The following is a 15,903-nucleotide window of genomic DNA, read 5'->3' as shown; positions in this document are numbered from 1 at the left end:
GGCCGATGTATTGAATCGGCCCTGCGGACCCGTTGCGGGGCATCGCAGGTAGTCGCCTTGCCGCTGCCTCGGAGAGGTGATCTGTCGGTTGGATGGCAGTGCTCGCGCGTAGGCCACGCCCCAGTGCTGGCGATGCGCGTGCCGCCTTGTCGCGCTCCGTAGCGCTGAAGCCAGGCGCGTAAGCGCTTGCCGATGGCCCTTCTCCCATCCCATGCGCGCCAACACCCCGTTTCACCGGTTCGCTGTCACCTGTGCCAAGCAGCGGCTACCATCGCCTGTCCCCATGTCTTGCAGACCTCCATGTCCGCTCCCTCTTCGCGTCCTGCGGCTCCGCCGCGCTGGTTCGTCGCCGGCGACCTCAATGGTTTCTTCGGCCTGGTCGTCGACAATCTGTCCATCCTAGGCTTCATCGCGATGGCGCTGGTGGGCATCTTCCAGTTTCCCGCCGAGGTGGTGTTCGGGCGCATGTTCCCGGGTACCGCGTTCGGCGTGCTGGTGGGCAACCTGCTCTACACCTTGATGGCGCGACGGCTGGCTGCACGCACCGGGCGCGACGACGTCACCGCGATGCCGTTGGGCCTGGACGCGCCGACCAGCATCGGCATGGCCTTGTTGGTGCTGGGCCCGGCGTTTGCCGGCTTCAAGGCGCAAGGGCTGGATCCGCAGGCGGCCGCACTGGCCACCTGGAAACTGGGCATGGCCGCACTGGTGGTGATGGGCCTGCTCAAGCTGGTGCTGTCGTTCGTCGGCGAGGCGGTGACGCGCGCGTTGCCGCGCGCCGCCTTGCTCGGGTCGATCGCCGGCATCGCGCTAGTGCTGATGGGCCTGTTGCCGTTGCTGGAAACCTTGCGTTCGCCGGTCGCCGGATTCGTCACCCTGGGCTTGCTGCTGTATGTGCTGTTGGCCAAGGGCCGCCTGCCGACCAAATTGCCGGGCGTACTGGTGGCGTTCGTGATCGGCACGGCGCTGTATTACGGGCTTGGCCTGGCGGGATTGGGTGCGCCGGGCTTCACAGTGCCGGCGTGGACCCCACCGCAGATCGTGCTGCCGTTGCCGAATCTGGGCTTTATCGAAGGATTGCCGGCCACGGTGGCGTACCTGCCGCTGCTGCTGCCGTTCGGCCTGTTGATGGTGGTAGGGGGCATCAATGTCAGCGAGAGCGCGCGCGCAGCCGGCGACGATTACCGCACCCGTGACATCCTGCTGGTGGAAGCACTCGCGACGCTGGTGGCCGGCGTGTGCGGCGGCGTGGCGCAGACCACGCCCTACATCGGCCAGCCCGCATACAAGCACATGGGCGCACGCACCGGCTATACGCTGCTGACGGGTGTGTTCGTCGGTATCGGCGGCATGCTGGGCGTGATTTCGGGTCTGGTGCAATGGCTGCCCCTGGCCGTGCTGGCGCCGATCATCGTGTACGTCTCGATCGACATCACCACACAGGCGTTTCAGGCCACGCCCCGGCAGCATGCCGGCGCGATGGTGCTGGGGTTTCTACCGTCGGTGGCGTACCTGCTGACGATCAAGGCGCCGGGCTGGATCGCCCCGGAGCAACTGGCTGCGTTGACCACGCAATTGGACGGCCATGGCCTGCCGGAACTGGCGGTGATCTTCGCGCTGGGCAATGGGTTCATCATCACCGCGATGCTGTGGATCGCCACCGTGACGGCGATGATCGATGGCCGGCTGCGCCGCGGTGCGGTGTTCTTGCTGGTCGCTGCAGGCTTGACGCTGTTCGGCCTGATCCACTCGGTGGACCCGCGTGGCGGCATCTACCTGCCGTGGTCGCTGCAAGGTCTTGCGCGCGTGATCAGCTGGCAATTCGTCGGCGCCTATGTCGCGCTGGCGTTGACGTTGCTGTTGTTGTCGCTGCTGCCGGCACGCAAGGAGGCCGTGCAATGAAACATCACGCGCATGTGGTTCGGCTGCTGCTTGGCAGCGCGCTGGTGCTGAGCGCCAGCGGTGCGGGAGCGGCGTCATTCGACTGCAAACAGGCCAGTACGCCGGTAGAACAACGCATCTGCGCGGTGCCCGCACTCGGTCTGCTGGACGATCAACTGGACGAAAGCTACCAGGCACTGGTGCAAACGACGCCGCGCGCTGCGGTGACTGGCGTGCGCGAGCAACAAGGCGCCTGGCTGCGCCAGCGCAACGCCTGCGCGCAGGACGCCAAGCCGGACGACTGCCTGCAACGCAGCCTCACCGCCAGAGCCGATGTGCTGGCCAAAGCGCTCACCACACAACAACAGGCGCTGGATCGCATCATCGCCAGCATCCCCGGCAAGCCTGCCGAGGCCGCGAAGCAGCTGCAGGCCTACGACGCACCGCTGGCATCGGCATGGTTGGCGTATCTGCATCAGTTCGTGCCCGCCGCCGGCGTGGATGCCGCGTTGGCCAACGCGCGGTTCGGCAGTGCGCGCAAGGCGCTGCGCAAGGACGACGACTTTGCGGCGTCGTTGCTGGATGACGCTGCCGGCGCGCCTGCAACGTCACAGCAGGAACGCGTGCTCACGCTACTGCGCATGTGGATCGAGCGAGACCGCAGCGGCGATCGGCCCTACGTGCACTGCTTTATTTTCGCGGAGGTGGGTGAGCCCGCGTACGAGGCGTTCGGGCCGCTGTATGGGTCCACGCGCGACTCGTTTGCCCCAGTGTGCGAGCCGCCGGGCGAGTTGTTTGCGCTGGCCAGCTGGAAGCAGCTGGACGATGGCTTCGCGTCCTTGATCGAGGCATTGAGCAAGGACGCCGGCACCATTCGCTATGCAAGCTATGCCGAGTGGAACGTGATTGCGCTGCGCGCCTCGGTGTCGCCGCTGTTGTACCTGCAACCGGCATTGCGCAAGCGCTACGGCGATGATCCGGACAAGGCCATCGCGGCATGGGACGGTGATGACGGCGAATGGCCGGCCGCAGACCGCAAGGCGGTACGCGCATTGTTGCCAAAGGTGCGCGCGGACACCGCTGCGTGGCTGGTACGCGAAAAGAAGCTGCCCGCGACACAGGCCGATCAGGCGGCAGCGGCGATCGTGGCGGCCTGGGTGAGTGCACGGTTGAATTTCGACAATTGAGCGCGGCCTGCGTGTGAGGCGCAGCGCTTCAGAAAGGTACTGTTTCGTACTGCTGCTTGGGCCCGTCGTTGGCGCGGCGGGTGCATGCATCTCCTGCATGCAGGTCGTGCTGATTATGCCTTTGCGCCGCGTGCGCGCATGACACCGCACCGGCTGATAACGCATGCCCGTTTGATGAATACGCGGTGGCCTCACATTGATGGAACCACCGCACCATCTCATGGTCACACCCTGGATGTTGTCGATGTCAGGAGTTCCATGATGCAAAGCAAGTCGTCGCGCTGGCCATGGCTGTTGGCCGTACCGCTCATTGCCGGCGCCGCCTGGTGGCTGTTCCGCGGGCCCTCCGATCCATCTGGCGCGGTACCTACGCCGATCAGCCAGACCGCGAGCGCGGTGGCTGCCGCTGTCGCCCCGTCACCGCCTGCACCCGCCGGGCCGCGTCATCCGGTGCAGACGCCATCGGCCGATGCCGCGGATGCGGCGATTCCCGCGTTGGCACAGAGCGACGCTGCCGCATGGCAGGCGCTGCTGGACCTGGTGCAGCAAGACGAGGCGTTGTCGATCGTGCTGCGCGCGCATTTGATCGAGCGCGTGGTGGTGATGGTCGATAACCTCACCCAACCCAGCATGAGCCGCCGCGCGTCGGTACTGCAGGCGGTACCGGGCGAACTGCAGGTGTCGAGCGTGGCCGATCGCAGCGTGATCGACCAGGCCAACGCCGCGCGCTATGCGCCGTATGTCGCCGCGTTCACCAGCGTGGATGCGCAGGCGCTGGTGAGGAGCTATGTGCGCTTCTACCCTTTGTTTCAGCAGGCCTACGCCAACCTGGGCGCGCCGGACCGGTACTTCAACGACCGCGTGATCGATGTGATCGATCATCTGCTGCGCACGCCGGAGCCTAACCAGCCGATCGCCGTCGTGCGCGATGCGCGTGGCCGCTATCTTTTTGCCGATCCCGCACTGGAAGCTGCGTCGGTCGGGCAGAAGGCACTATTGCGGCTGGGGCCGACCCAGGCGGCCGCAGTGAAGGCGCAGTTGCAGGCCATTCGCGCGGCGCTGTTGCAGTCGCGTTGAGGCTGGCGGTTCGACTGTGTCGCGATCAAGGCCGCATCAGTGCGGCCTTGCAGCTGCGATATCCGGGAACACGCGACGATGCTGAATCACATGGGTGGTCACGACATAACCGACTGTGCAGCGAAGGCGACTTGCACGCATGGGCTGCGCGGTGAGCACGCGCTGCAGCTACCGGCACACGCGCGTTGCGTGCTGCCGGTAGCGTGGCCTACGCGGCGTCCAGCTCCGGATAATGGCGGAAGATGCCGTTGGTGTTGAACGCCACCCGGCGCTCGGATGCGAGATAAGCGGCGATGCGCGGGCGCTCGGTCACGCGCTGCTGCAGGGCTTTCAGCCCCGGCAACTCCCCCGACAGCGTCGCCATGCGCTTGGGGAACATATATTCCAGGCCGCTGACCAGCTGAAACAGCGACAGGTCCACGTAGGAATGGCTGCCAAGCACGTGCAGACCGCCGGCCTGCTGCAGTACCTGCTCGAAGTAGCCCAGGAACTTGGGTAGCCGGTTGTCGCGCAGATCCTGGGCGCGTTTGGCCGCTTCTGCCTTTTGATCTTCGTAGTACAGCCCCACGCCGATCGGGTGATGGGTGTCGTGCACTTCTGCCACCAGGTCTGCGATGGTCAGTTGCAATTGCAGTGCCTGCAGGCGCTGCGCCTCTGCATCCGGTACCAGCTCCAATTGCGGGCCAATGGCATGCAGGATGGCTGCCACCTGCGCGATCACCAGCTCGCCCGCACGCAGAAACGGCGGCGCGAATGGGTGTGCACCAGCGTGCTTGCCTTCGAGGAAGGCGGTCATGACCTCGTCGCCGTCGACGCGCGCCACGTCGGTGTAGCTGGCGCCGGCATCTTCCAGTGCCAGGCGTACGAATTCGCCACGGCCTTGCAGGCCGGTCCAGTAATAGAGCTGATAGTGCATGCGCTGCTCCGCTGTCGAGTGGCGCTGCAGCGTAGGAAGTGGGCGGCTAGGCGGGCGTGATCGGGGTGTCAGCAGTGTGTGACCCGGCGCTGTAGGGCGGCTGCGCCAGCAGCCAGGCCAGCTTGCGCGCACGCGGCTGACGCTTGAGTGCGCACTCCGCACGCGAGGCGGTGGCGCGGTCGGGATAGGGGTGGCTTGCGAGGATGTGCAGCGGCGGATTGGCCCGCGTGTAGCGCGCGCCGGTGCCGCGTACATGCGCCTGGAACCGTCGCTCCAGATCGTTGGTGATCCCAGCGTAATAGCTGCCATTGCGACATTGCAGCAGGTAGAGATACCAGGGCTTTGGTGCATCCATCCGCGCATTATCGCTGTGGAGGCCGTGCTTGTGCTGTCGCGTCTGCTCGGCTCCCCGCAGGCTGGCGTAGCCGCAGCGGCCGCGCAGGCCGATGCGGGGCAGGGCATCGCCAGTGGTGGCGGCGCATTGCAGCAGGCAGTGCCATTGCGGCGCATCGTCTGGCGCTCCGGCGGTCGCGGTGGTCGTCGAGTGACCGGGCGCGCAGCCACCGCAGTGCTCCGTATGCAGGGCCGCACAAGGCGGTCTCGCCGGCGTTGGCCCGCCGCTTGCGTGTCGCTCGAACCTTGAAACCCCGTTTGGCAACCGCATCTGCACGGTATCGCCGGCATCGCCGGCCACCTGTTCAGAGGATTACCCCATGCGGATGGACAAGCTCACCTCGCGGTTCCAGCAGGCATTGGCCGACGCACAGTCGCTGGCCGTAGGCCGCGACCACAACATCATCGAACCGGTGCACGTGCTGGCCGCGCTGCTGGACCAGAGCGGCGGCAGCACGCGCCCGTTGCTGTCGCAAGCCGGCGTCAACGTGCCGTCGCTGCGCGAGCGGCTCGGCGAGGCGCTGGACACGCTGCCCAAGGTATCCGGCCAGGAAGGCAACCTGTCGATCGGCAACGATCTCAATCGCCTGCTCAACCAGACCGACAAACTCGCCCAGCAGCACGGCGATGCCTTCATCGCCAGCGAGTGGTTTGTGCTGGCCGCTGCCGACGATGCCAGCCCGCTGGGCGTGGCACTGCGCGCGGCCGGTGGCGACAAGAAGAAGATCGAGGCGGCCATCGACAAGCTGCGCGGCGGCGAAACCGTGCAATCGGAAAATGCCGAGGAACAGCGCCAGGCGCTGGAGAAATACACCATCGATCTCACTGCGCGCGCCGAGAGCGGCAAGCTCGATCCGGTGATCGGGCGCGATGAAGAAATCCGCCGCACCATCCAGGTGCTGCAGCGGCGCACCAAGAACAACCCGGTGCTGATCGGCGAGCCCGGCGTGGGCAAGACCGCCATTGTCGAAGGCCTGGCCCAGCGCATCATCAACGGTGAGGTGCCCGAAGGCCTGCGCGGCAAGCGCGTGCTGTCGCTGGACATGGGCGCGTTGATTGCCGGTGCCAAGTTCCGTGGCGAGTTCGAAGAACGCCTCAAAGCGGTGCTCAGCGACCTGTCCAAGAACGAAGGCCAGATCATCCTGTTCATCGACGAGCTGCACACCATGGTGGGCGCGGGCAAGGCCGATGGCGCGATGGATGCCGGCAACATGCTCAAGCCGGCGCTGGCGCGCGGCGAGCTGCATTGCATCGGTGCCACCACGCTGGACGAGTACCGCAAGTACATCGAAAAGGACGCGGCGTTGGAGCGTCGCTTCCAAAAAGTCTTTGTGGGCGAGCCGACGGTGGAGGACACCATCGCGATCCTGCGTGGGCTGAAGGAGCGCTACGCGGTGCATCACGGCGTGGAAATCACCGACCCGGCGATCGTGGCGGCGGCCACCTTGTCCAACCGCTACATCACCGACCGCCAGTTGCCGGATAAAGCCATCGACCTGATGGACGAGGCCGCATCGCGCATCCGCATGGAGATCGACTCCAAGCCGGAGGAGCTCGATCGCCTAGAGCGCCGCTTGATTCAGCTCAAGATCCAGCGCGAGATGCTGAAGAAGGAAAAAGACGAGGCCTCGCGGCAGCGTCTGGCCGATCTGGAAACCGATATCGACAAGCTGGAGCGCGAGTTCTCCGACCTCAACGAGGTGTGGAAGTCGGAAAAGGCCGCGCTGCAGGGCACCACCAAGGTCAAGGAGCAGATCGAGCACGCCAAGCTGGAGCTGGAAGCGGCGCAACGGCGCCAGGACTACGCCAAGATGAGCGAGATCCAGTACGGCGTGCTGCCGCAACTGGAAAAGCAGATGCTGCTGGCCAATGAAGTGGAGCACCACGACTTCAAGCTGGTGCAGGACCGCGTGACCGCCGAGGAAATCGCCGAGGTGGTGTCGCGCTGGACCGGTATTCCGGTCAACAAGATGCTCGAGGGCGAGCGCGACAAACTGCTGCGCATGGAAGACGAGTTGCATCACCGTGTGGTCGGCCAGAACGAGGCGATCAAGGTGGTGTCCGATGCAGTACGTCGTTCGCGCGCTGGCCTGTCCGATCCCAATCGCCCGAGCGGATCGTTCCTGTTCCTCGGCCCGACCGGCGTGGGCAAGACCGAGTTGTGCAAGGCGCTGGCGGACTTCCTGTTCGACAGTACCGAAGCGATGATCCGCATCGACATGAGCGAGTTCATGGAGAAGCATTCGGTCTCGCGGCTGATCGGTGCGCCTCCGGGCTATGTGGGCTACGAGGAGGGCGGCTATTTGACCGAGGCGGTGCGGCGGCGCCCGTATTCGTTGATCCTGCTGGACGAGGTGGAAAAGGCGCATGCCGATGTCTTCAACATCCTGCTGCAGGTGCTCGACGACGGCCGCCTGACCGATGGCCAGGGCCGCACCGTGGACTTCCGCAATACCGTCATCGTGATGACCTCCAACCTGGGCTCGCACCAGATCCAGGAACTGTCAGGCGATGACAGCGCCGAGGCCTATACGCAGATGAAGGCGGCGGTGATGGGCGTGGTGCAGGCGCATTTCCGTCCGGAGTTCATCAACCGGCTCGACGACATCGTGGTGTTCCATCCGCTGGACAAGGCGCAGATCAAGTCGATCGCGCGCATCCAGTTGCATGGGCTGGAAAAACGCCTGTCCGAGCGCGGCTTGAAGCTGGACCTGGACGATGCCGCGCTGGAATTGCTCGGCAATGTCGGTTTCGACCCGGTGTATGGCGCGCGCCCGCTCAAGCGTGCGATCCAGTCGCAGGTGGAAAATCCGCTGGCCCAGCAGATTTTGTCCGGCCACTACCTCAGCGGCGACACCGTGCGTGTACGCAGCGAAGGCGGGCGGCTTGCGTTTACCAAGGGCTGAAAGTTGGTCATGGAAATGCGTCGCAGCGGCGCAGACGGTTGATGCATCAAACGGGCACTTTATAGACGGGCACTGCTTAGGGAGTGCCCGTTTACATGTGGGGCACGTACGCGGCGCATCACGTGTGCTTACAACGCGGTGGCATGAGGTCATCACCGCTGCTTTGGAGGAGGACGCGGCGGTCCCGGCTATGGTCGGCCTTCTTTCCGAGAGCGAGCCGCGCCATGACCGATCCGCAGTGGAAACCCGAAACCATCGCCGTACATGGGGGCTATCGTCCCGATCCCACCACGCGCGCGGTGGCGGTGCCGATTTACCAGACCGTGGCCTACGCCTTCGACGACACCCAGCACGGCGCGGATCTGTTCGACCTCAAGGTGCAGGGCAATATCTACAGCCGCATCATGAACCCGACCAACGATGTGCTGGAGCAGCGCGTGGCGGCGCTGGAAGGCGGCATCGGTGCACTGGCGCTGGCGTCGGGGCAGGCGGCGGTGACCTACGCCATCCAGACCATCGCCGAGGTGGGCGACAACATCGTCTCGTCCAGTGCGTTGTATGGCGGTACCTACAATCTGTTCGCGCATACGCTGCCGCAGTTCGGCATCAGCACGCGGTTTGCCGACTATCGCGACCCGCAGGCGTTTGCCGGTCTGATCGACGACCGCACCAAGGCGGTGTTCGTCGAGTCGATCGGCAACCCGCGCGGCAATATCACCGACATTGAAGCCGTGGCGGCGGTGGCGCATGCGCACGGTGTGCCGTTGATCGTGGACAACACCGTGGCCACGCCGTCGCTGCTGCGGCCGATCGACTTCGGCGCCGACATCGTGGTGCATTCGCTGACCAAATACCTCGGCGGGCATGGCAACAGCATCGGCGGGGCGATCGTGGACAGCGGGCGCTTTCCGTGGGCAGAGCACAAGGTACGGTTCCCGCGTCTCAACGAGCCGGACGCGAGCTACCACGGCGTGGTGTATACCGAAGCGTTGGGCGAGGCCGCCTATATCGGCCGCGCACGGGTCGTGCCGTTGCGCAACACCGGTGCGGCGTTGTCGCCGTTCAATGCGTTCCTGATCCTGCAAGGTATCGAAACATTGCCGCTGCGGATGGAGCGCATCAATGCGAATACGTTGGCGATTGCCCGCTACCTGCAGCAGCATGCGCGGGTGGCCTGGGTCAATTACGCCGCGTTGCCAGATCACCCCGAGCATGCGCTGGCGCAGAAGTATCTGGGCGGGCATGGCTCTGGCGTGCTGACTTTCGGGTTGCCCGGCGCGCGCGCGGCGGGGGCACGGTTTCTGGATGCGCTGCAGCTGTTCACGCGGCTGGTCAACATCGGCGATGCCAAATCGCTGGCGACGCACCCGGCGTCCACCACGCATCGCCAGCTCGGTCCGGCCGAGCTGGAGCATGCCGGCGTCAGCGAAGACACCGTGCGGTTGTCGATCGGGATCGAACATATCGATGATCTGCTGGCGGATCTGGAGCAGGCGCTGCAGGGGGCGTGAGATGCACACAAGGCTTCGCTCGCACCCTCATCGGCGCTGTGCGCCACCTTCTCCCCATGGAAAAGGGCAATGTCCCGGCGGGAGAAGGGAACATGCTTTCGATGGGAGAAGGGAACAAGCCCCTCTCCCTGCGGGGCGATGAGGCACGGCTTGCGCGCCATTGGCGCGCGTGCCTCGGAGCGCCCGCGCCGCTGGCGCGGGCTGGGGCGCGGAGCGAGGGGCTGGGGTGAGGGTGCGGCGAGGCACGATGCCTGTCGGTAGCGGCTTCGGCAGGGGCGGCAGCGCGGCCGGGGACTGGCTCCTCGGCTCGGTCAGACATCCTGTCTGACTCGCCGCCGCGGCACCTCCGTGTGCCGCTCTCCGCCGATCCCCAGCCACGCTGCCGCCTCGGCACGTCGCTTCCATGACCTGGAAATCTTCAACACGCCGATGAAGCACGGCTTGAAGCCCCTCTCCCCGCGGGAGAGGGGTTGGGGTGAGGGTACGGGGGGGCGAAGTCCATTCGTATGTGAGAGATGAAGCTCGGTGGCGGACATGCGTGCAACCCAGCATGCTGCTTCCATATATCGCGAGGCTTCGTACCCTCATCCGGCGCTGCACTCCACCTTCTCCCCATGACGGGGGACAATGTCGCGGCGGAGAAGGAACTGGCACCCCTTGTTAGGCGCGTGGCGACGCGCTGCGCCGGTTGCCGCGGACCTCCGAGGCGCCGCCGCCAATCCTGCTACCATGCGCGCCCCTGAGGTGACTGCCGGCTAGCCGGTGGTTTAAACGGGAATCCGGTGCGCGCATCGCCTTGGCGAGGCGCAAGTCCGGAGCTGCCCCCGCAACGGTGGGCGAGACAAGGGTCCGCACGTCACGCCACTGTGCTCTGCATGGGAAGGCGCAGACCCGGGAAGCACACGCTTCCGCTCGCGAGCCCGGAGACCGGCCTAAAGGGATTGACCCGGCACGCGGTGGGCGTGGCCCTGTGCATCTGGTGCTCGCGCATCGGACGCCTGGCCCGTGCTGCCTGCCGACCCCATTGCCCCCGCGCTGGTAGGCGCGGTTCCAGGAGCAGCAGTCGATGTCCGTTTTTTCCGTTTTGCCGCGTCGCGCCGTGCTGGCCGTGGGGTTGTCGCTGTGCGTGGCCAACCTGGCCCAAGCCGAGGCCGCCATCGATCTCGATGAGGTGGTGGTGACCGCCTCGCGGACCGCGCAGACCCAGGACCAGACGCTGGCGCCGGTTACCGTGATCGACCGCGTGCAGATCGAGCGCCGCCAGGTCACCGCATTGCAGGATCTGCTGCGTGGCGAGGCCGGCGTGTCGCTGGCCAACAACGGTGGCCCTGGCAAGGCGACCTCGCTGTTCCTGCGCGGCACCGAGTCGGATCATCTGGTGGTGCTGATCGACGGCGTACGCATCGGCTCGGCCACAGCCGGTGGCGCGGCATTGCAGGATCTGCCGGTCGAGCAGATCGAGCGCATCGAAATCGTGCGCGGGCCGTTTTCCAGCCTGTATGGCTCCGAGGCGCTTGGCGGGGTGATCCAGATCTTTACCCGTCGCCCGCAAGGCAGCTTCGTACCGACGCTAAGCGTGGCGGCCGGCAGCGACCAGGCGCGCCGTTATGGCGCCGGTGTCGCCGGGCGCAGCCAGGGCGATCTGAGCGAGGCCGGCGGCTGGTATTCGGTCAATGCCGTGCATGACGAAACCGATGGCATCAATGCGTATCTGGACACTAGCTCCAGTGCCTACGATCCGGACCGCGACGGTTATCGCAACGATTCGTTGAGCGTGCAGGGCGGCTGGCGCTTCAATCGCCAGTGGGATGCCGATGTGCACGCGTTGCGCGCGCAGAGCCGCAACGAATACGACGGCTCTGCCTTCGGTGGCAATCTGTCCAAGGGCGTGCAGCAGGCCGTGGGCGGGCGCGTGCGCTATGCGCCCAGCGACGCGCTGAAGTTCACCGCCAGCCTGGGCAGCAGCGCCGATCTGAGCGATAGCTATTACGAAGGCGTCTACCTATCGACCTACGACACGCGCCGCAAGCAGGGCTCGCTGCAGGCCGACGTCAACACCGGGCCGGGCCTGCTCACGGTCGGTTTCGACTGGCAGCGCGATGCCATCGCCAGCAGCGACACCTACGATGCCGACAGCCGCATCGACCGCGCCGCCTTTACGCAGTGGCAGCAGAGCTTCGGTCGCCAGTCGCTGCAGGCCAGCCTGCGGCGCAACGACAACAGCCAGTTCGGCGGCAAGACCACCGGCAGCCTGTTGTGGGGCTGGGATTTCGCCGAGCATCTGCGCCTGACCGCGAGCTACGGCACCGCGTTCAAGGCGCCCACCTTCAACGAGTTGTACTACCCCGATTACGGCAACCCGCTGCTGGGGCCGGAGACCTCCAAGAGCGCCGAGCTGGGCCTGCGCGGCAGCTACGACTGGGGCACCTGGACGCTCAATGCCTTCCAGACCCGTATCGACGATCTGATCGCCTACGACGCGTCGCTGGTGGATGCCGCCCATCCGTTCGGGCAACCGAACAACATCGACCAGGCACGCATCCGCGGTGTGGAAGCGGGCTACGACACCGAGCTGGCCGGCTGGACCCTGCGCAGCGTGCTGACCTGGCTGCAGCCGCAGGCCGATGGCGAAGTCAATCACGGCAACTGGTTGCCGCGGCGCGCGCGGCAGAGCGGGCGCATCGATGCCGACCGCAGTTTCGGCGCGTTTGGTGTCGGGGCGAGTCTGTTCGGTTCCGGCAAACGGTACGACGATCTGGCCAACACCGAGCGGCTGGCCGGTTACGGCCTGCTGGATCTGCGCGTGAGCTATGCGATCACTGCGGACTGGAAGGTGCAGTTCACCGCAAACAACGTGTTCGACCGCCAGTACGAGACCGCACGCTGGTATGCCCAGCCGGGGCGCAATTATCTGCTCACCTTCCGCTACCAGGCGCAGTGACGCGCGGGCAGCCGATGCGATGTGCGATGGTGGGATGCATGCGGCCGGTGGCGAGCGGTCGCAACATCGCGCAGTTGCACGGACTGGCGACAGTACGGCGCTGCGCGGTATCAATGAAGATACGGCTGCAATCGTGCCGCCGATGACCCAGCAGCATCGGTAGTCATGCACCACTCGTCCACTGCAGCATCCACCGGTTGCCTGTCTCCACCGCTAGCGCATCTGCGTCCGTCTTCAAAGGAACACCGATGACCCCGCTCTCCCGTCCCGCCGAACGCGCTGTCTTTCTCACCTTGCTGGTGGCGATGACCGCCACCCGCTTTCACCACGTCGGCGACTGGCTGCATCTGCCGGATGCATCGATGGCGGCGTTCTTTCTGGGCGGCTTGGCGGTGCGACGGCATGCGTTTTTCGTGGCCCTGCTGGTGTTGTCGGTGGCGATCGATTGGGCGGCGGTCACGCTGGCCGGCGTCAGCGACTTCTGCATCACCCCTGCCTATGCGGTGCTGCCGTTGGCGTACGGGGTGCTGTGGTACGCCGGGCGTGCGTTTCACGCGCGCCTGCGCCCGGATGCAAGGTCGTTGTGCATGGCGTGGGGGTTGGGCAGCTTGGCCGCGGTGGTGTCGTTCCTGATCTCCAACGGCGCGTTCTACTGGTGGGGTGGGCGCTATGCCGAGCCGCACTGGGCGCAGTATCTGCAGCGCGTAGTGCAATGGGGCCCGTTGTTCGTGCGTAGCACCGCGCTGTATCTGGCGGTTGCGCTTGCCGGCGCGTGGTGCGTGTTGCGCTGGCGCCGAGCGCGCACTGCGGCGCGGTTATCGGCCCCGCTGGAGCGGTCGTGACGGGTGCGCGGCACACTGGCGCGCCGGCACGCGCGCCACTGCAAGGCGCTGCGGCAGGGGGCTGCGGGAGCGCACTGGTGCTGCTGATGGTGTGCACGCGCGGCGAGCATGTCGCCAGTGTGGATGCATTGCCCAGCGCTTCATGGGCGGTGTTCTTTCTGGCCGGTGCCTTGCTGCGCCCCCGGTGGATGTTGCCGCTGCTGTTCGGGGTGGCGTCTGCGCTGGATCTGATCGGCCTTGTGTCCGGCAGCATCAGCGATTGGTGTCTGTCGCCGGCCTATTGGGCGCTGGCGTTGGCGTATGCGGCATTGTGGTTGGGCGGGCGTATGTCTGCCATGCAGCCGCAGCGCGCTGCCTGGCGCGATACCGCTCGCCTGCTGTGCGCCGTGCTGCTCAGCGGCAGCCTGGCGTATCTGCTCTCCAAGGGCGGCTTCTACTTCTTGTCCGGCCGTTATCCGCAGGCCACGCTGGGCGGGTTTGTCGCGCGCGTGCCGGACTATTATCCGCAGGCACTCGGCACGCTGGCAGGCTATGTCGGCTTCGCCTACGCGCTGCTGGCCGTACTGCGTGGCATCGCCGAACGTCACCCGATTGGAGTACGCGCATGAACACCCCCGAGCACGACGACGCGCATTACCGCGAACGCGCACAGCGCAAGAAGGAGCTGGTGGACCGACGCATCGCGCGTGCGGTGATCGACCGTGGCGTGCTGCTGGTCAATACCGGCAACGGCAAGGGCAAGAGTTCGTCCGGCTTCGGCATGCTGGCACGCTCGCTCGGGCACGGCCTGTATTGCGGCGTGGTGCAATTCATCAAGGGCACGTTTTCCACCGGCGAAGAAGCCTTCTTCCGCCGGTTTCCGGACTTGCTCGACTACCACGTGATGGGCGAAGGCTTTACCTGGGAAACCCAGGACCGCGCGCTGGATATCGCCGCCGCGCAGGCGGCCTGGCATCTGGCGCGCGGCATGCTGGCCGATGCGCGCTACGACTTCGTATTGCTGGATGAGCTCAACATCGCCCTGGTCAAGGACTACATCGCGCTGGACGAGGTGCTTGCGGCGGTGGCCGCGCGTCCGCCGGGGCAGCATGTGGTGATCACCGGGCGCGGTGCGCCGGCCGGGTTGATCGAGGTTGCCGATACCGTCACCGAGATGCGCCTGATCAAGCATGCCTTCAACGCCGGCATCAAGGCGCAGCTCGGCATCGAGCTGTAGGCATGACCACGCGCCCGCACTGCCTTGCAGCGGCATCGGCGTGTTGCCTGCACTGCCACAGGGCGTGATGTCATGGCGCTGCTGATTGCCGCTGGGGCCGTGTTGCTGGATCTGCTGCTGGGTGAGGCGCGGCGCGGGCATCCGCTGGTGCTGTTCGGCCACTGGGCCCGGCGCGTGGAGGCACGCCTGTACCGCGACCGTCGTGGCGCAGGCGTGCTTGCATGGTGCGCGGCGGTGGTGCCATGGACGCTCCTGGCCGCAGCGCTGCAAATGCTGCTGTGGTGGTGGTCGGTGTGGGCGGCAACCGCCTTTGCCGCCGTCATGCTTTACCTGGCACTGGGATTGCGCAGCCTGGGCGAACATGCGCAGCCGGTGATCGACGCGTTGCGGGCCCACGATCTGGCAGCGGCACGTGTGGCCGTGGGCCGCATCGTCAGTCGCGACACTGCCGCGCTCGATGCCACCCAGATTGCCGCTGCAGCGACCGAGTCGGTGCTGGAAAACGGCAGCGATGCAGTGTTCGCCGCGCTGTTCTGGGGTGTGCTGCTTGGCGCGCCGGGAGCAGTGTTGTATCGGCTCTCCAATACGCTGGATGCGATGTGGGGCTATCGCACGCCACGTTACGCCAACTTCGGCTGGGCAGCGGCGCGTCTGGACGATGTGTTCAATTGGCTGCCCGCGCGCCTCACCGCCCTGACCTACGCGCTGCTCGGTCGCAGCCTTTCCGCCATGCGCTGCGCCTGGCAGCAGGGACGCGGCTGGAAAAGCCCCAACGCCGGTCCGGTGATGGCGGCCGGTGCCGGTGCGCTGCAGGTGCAGTTGGGTGGGCCGGCACCGTACCACGGCCACTGGCAGACACGGCCACCGCTGGGCGCGGGACTGCCGGCCAGCGCCGGTAGCGTGCGCCGTGCGCTGTTGCTGGTGCGTGCCGGTGTGCTGCTGTGGTTGTTGCTCGGCGCACTGGCATTGGCGCCGCCGCCATGACGGGCCGCACCTCCTTCGCGCGCACGCCACGCGCCGACCATCGGCAGGC

Annotated in this window: 12 protein-coding genes and 1 riboswitch; of the genes, 10 read left to right on the top strand and 2 right to left on the bottom strand. The window is 66.2% G+C overall.

Annotated features, from left to right (window positions below):
- Positions 1–300 precede the first annotated feature (300 nt).
- The 3 genes from BJD12_RS06845 to BJD12_RS06835 all read left to right on the top strand — a co-directional run bounded on the left by BJD12_RS06845 (position 301) and on the right by BJD12_RS06835 (position 4,145).
- The gene (locus BJD12_RS06845; protein WP_042828056.1) at positions 301–1,902 is read left to right on the top strand and encodes a SulP family inorganic anion transporter; all 1,602 of its coding nucleotides are present in this window, start codon (positions 301–303) and stop codon (positions 1,900–1,902) included.
- Positions 1,899–3,068 carry a lysozyme inhibitor LprI family protein gene (locus tag BJD12_RS06840; protein ID WP_005992873.1) on the top strand — a complete coding sequence of 390 codons (1,170 nt, stop codon included), beginning with the start codon at positions 1,899–1,901 and terminating at the stop codon, positions 3,066–3,068. Before BJD12_RS06845 ends, BJD12_RS06840 begins: the two co-directional genes overlap by 4 nt.
- Positions 3,069–3,329: 261 nt before the next feature.
- Positions 3,330–4,145: a DUF3014 domain-containing protein gene (locus BJD12_RS06835; protein WP_042828059.1), complete on the top strand. Its 816-nt coding sequence runs from the start codon at positions 3,330–3,332 to the stop codon at positions 4,143–4,145.
- 208 nt (positions 4,146–4,353) lie between these two features.
- Here the strand turns inward: BJD12_RS06835 and BJD12_RS06830 are convergent, their stop codons facing one another.
- Both BJD12_RS06830 and BJD12_RS06825 read right to left on the bottom strand, forming a co-directional pair.
- Positions 4,354–5,061 carry a glutathione S-transferase gene (locus BJD12_RS06830; RefSeq protein WP_005992877.1) on the bottom strand — a complete coding sequence of 236 codons (708 nt, stop codon included), beginning with the start codon at positions 5,059–5,061 and terminating at the stop codon, positions 4,354–4,356.
- Between the two features lie 46 nt (positions 5,062–5,107).
- The gene (locus BJD12_RS06825; protein WP_005992879.1) at positions 5,108–5,416 is read right to left on the bottom strand and encodes a GIY-YIG nuclease family protein; all 309 of its coding nucleotides are present in this window, start codon (positions 5,414–5,416) and stop codon (positions 5,108–5,110) included.
- 358 nt (positions 5,417–5,774) lie between these two features.
- Between BJD12_RS06825 and clpB the strand changes: the two genes are divergently transcribed.
- The 7 genes from clpB (at position 5,775) to cbiB (ending at position 15,854) form a co-directional block, all read left to right on the top strand.
- A complete protein-coding gene (gene clpB, locus BJD12_RS06820; protein ID WP_039425295.1) occupies positions 5,775–8,360 on the top strand; it encodes an ATP-dependent chaperone ClpB in 2,586 nt (861 codons plus the stop codon).
- A gap of 224 nt (positions 8,361–8,584) precedes the next feature.
- Positions 8,585–9,871, top strand: a complete 1,287-nt coding sequence (locus BJD12_RS06815; protein ID WP_005992883.1) for an O-acetylhomoserine aminocarboxypropyltransferase/cysteine synthase family protein — start codon at positions 8,585–8,587, stop codon at positions 9,869–9,871.
- A 725-nt stretch (positions 9,872–10,596) separates the two neighbouring features.
- Positions 10,597–10,821: riboswitch (cobalamin riboswitch) on the top strand.
- Positions 10,822–10,937: 116 nt separating this feature from the next.
- A complete protein-coding gene (btuB, locus tag BJD12_RS06810; protein WP_058564024.1) occupies positions 10,938–12,812 on the top strand; it encodes a TonB-dependent vitamin B12 receptor in 1,875 nt (624 codons plus the stop codon).
- Positions 12,813–13,060: 248 nt separating this feature from the next.
- Positions 13,061–13,654, top strand: coding sequence for a hypothetical protein (locus tag BJD12_RS06805; protein WP_005989429.1), 594 nt, complete (start codon positions 13,061–13,063; stop codon positions 13,652–13,654).
- 86 nt (positions 13,655–13,740) lie between these two features.
- Positions 13,741–14,262 (top strand): hypothetical protein, encoded by a 522-nt coding sequence (locus BJD12_RS06800; RefSeq protein WP_005989428.1) that lies wholly within the window; start codon positions 13,741–13,743, stop codon positions 14,260–14,262.
- Positions 14,259–14,870: a cob(I)yrinic acid a,c-diamide adenosyltransferase gene (gene cobO / locus BJD12_RS06795; RefSeq protein WP_005989427.1), complete on the top strand. Its 612-nt coding sequence runs from the start codon at positions 14,259–14,261 to the stop codon at positions 14,868–14,870. Before BJD12_RS06800 ends, cobO begins: the two co-directional genes overlap by 4 nt.
- Before the next feature lie 72 nt (positions 14,871–14,942).
- A complete protein-coding gene (cbiB, locus tag BJD12_RS06790; RefSeq protein ID WP_005989426.1) occupies positions 14,943–15,854 on the top strand; it encodes an adenosylcobinamide-phosphate synthase CbiB in 912 nt (303 codons plus the stop codon).
- Positions 15,855–15,903 lie beyond the last annotated feature (49 nt).

This window comes from Xanthomonas vesicatoria ATCC 35937 (assembly GCF_001908725.1).
In the GTDB taxonomy this organism is placed as follows: Bacteria; Pseudomonadota; Gammaproteobacteria; order Xanthomonadales; family Xanthomonadaceae; genus Xanthomonas; species Xanthomonas vesicatoria.
The sequence above is the reverse complement of the archived record's forward strand: the minus strand, read 5'-3'. Positions and strand labels throughout refer to the sequence as shown.

What these genes read in the sequence shown, in the direction of transcription:
- BJD12_RS06805 (WP_005989429.1), top strand. Translation starts at nt 13,061, where the DNA reads ATGACCCCGCTCTCCCGTCCCGCCGAACGCGCTGTCTTTCTCACCTTG.
- clpB (WP_039425295.1), top strand. Translation starts at nt 5,775, where the DNA reads ATGCGGATGGACAAGCTCACCTCGCGGTTCCAGCAGGCATTGGCCGAC.
- BJD12_RS06800 (WP_005989428.1), top strand. Translation starts at nt 13,741, where the DNA reads ATGGTGTGCACGCGCGGCGAGCATGTCGCCAGTGTGGATGCATTGCCC.
- BJD12_RS06835 (WP_042828059.1), top strand. Translation starts at nt 3,330, where the DNA reads ATGCAAAGCAAGTCGTCGCGCTGGCCATGGCTGTTGGCCGTACCGCTC.
- BJD12_RS06845 (WP_042828056.1), top strand. Translation starts at nt 301, where the DNA reads ATGTCCGCTCCCTCTTCGCGTCCTGCGGCTCCGCCGCGCTGGTTCGTC.
- BJD12_RS06815 (WP_005992883.1), top strand. Translation starts at nt 8,585, where the DNA reads ATGACCGATCCGCAGTGGAAACCCGAAACCATCGCCGTACATGGGGGC.
- BJD12_RS06825 (WP_005992879.1), bottom strand. Translation starts at nt 5,416, where the DNA reads ATGGATGCACCAAAGCCCTGGTATCTCTACCTGCTGCAATGTCGCAAT.
- cobO (WP_005989427.1), top strand. Translation starts at nt 14,259, where the DNA reads ATGAACACCCCCGAGCACGACGACGCGCATTACCGCGAACGCGCACAG.
- cbiB (WP_005989426.1), top strand. Translation starts at nt 14,943, where the DNA reads ATGGCGCTGCTGATTGCCGCTGGGGCCGTGTTGCTGGATCTGCTGCTG.
- btuB (WP_058564024.1), top strand. Translation starts at nt 10,938, where the DNA reads ATGTCCGTTTTTTCCGTTTTGCCGCGTCGCGCCGTGCTGGCCGTGGGG.
- BJD12_RS06840 (WP_005992873.1), top strand. Translation starts at nt 1,899, where the DNA reads ATGAAACATCACGCGCATGTGGTTCGGCTGCTGCTTGGCAGCGCGCTG.
- BJD12_RS06830 (WP_005992877.1), bottom strand. Translation starts at nt 5,061, where the DNA reads ATGCACTATCAGCTCTATTACTGGACCGGCCTGCAAGGCCGTGGCGAA.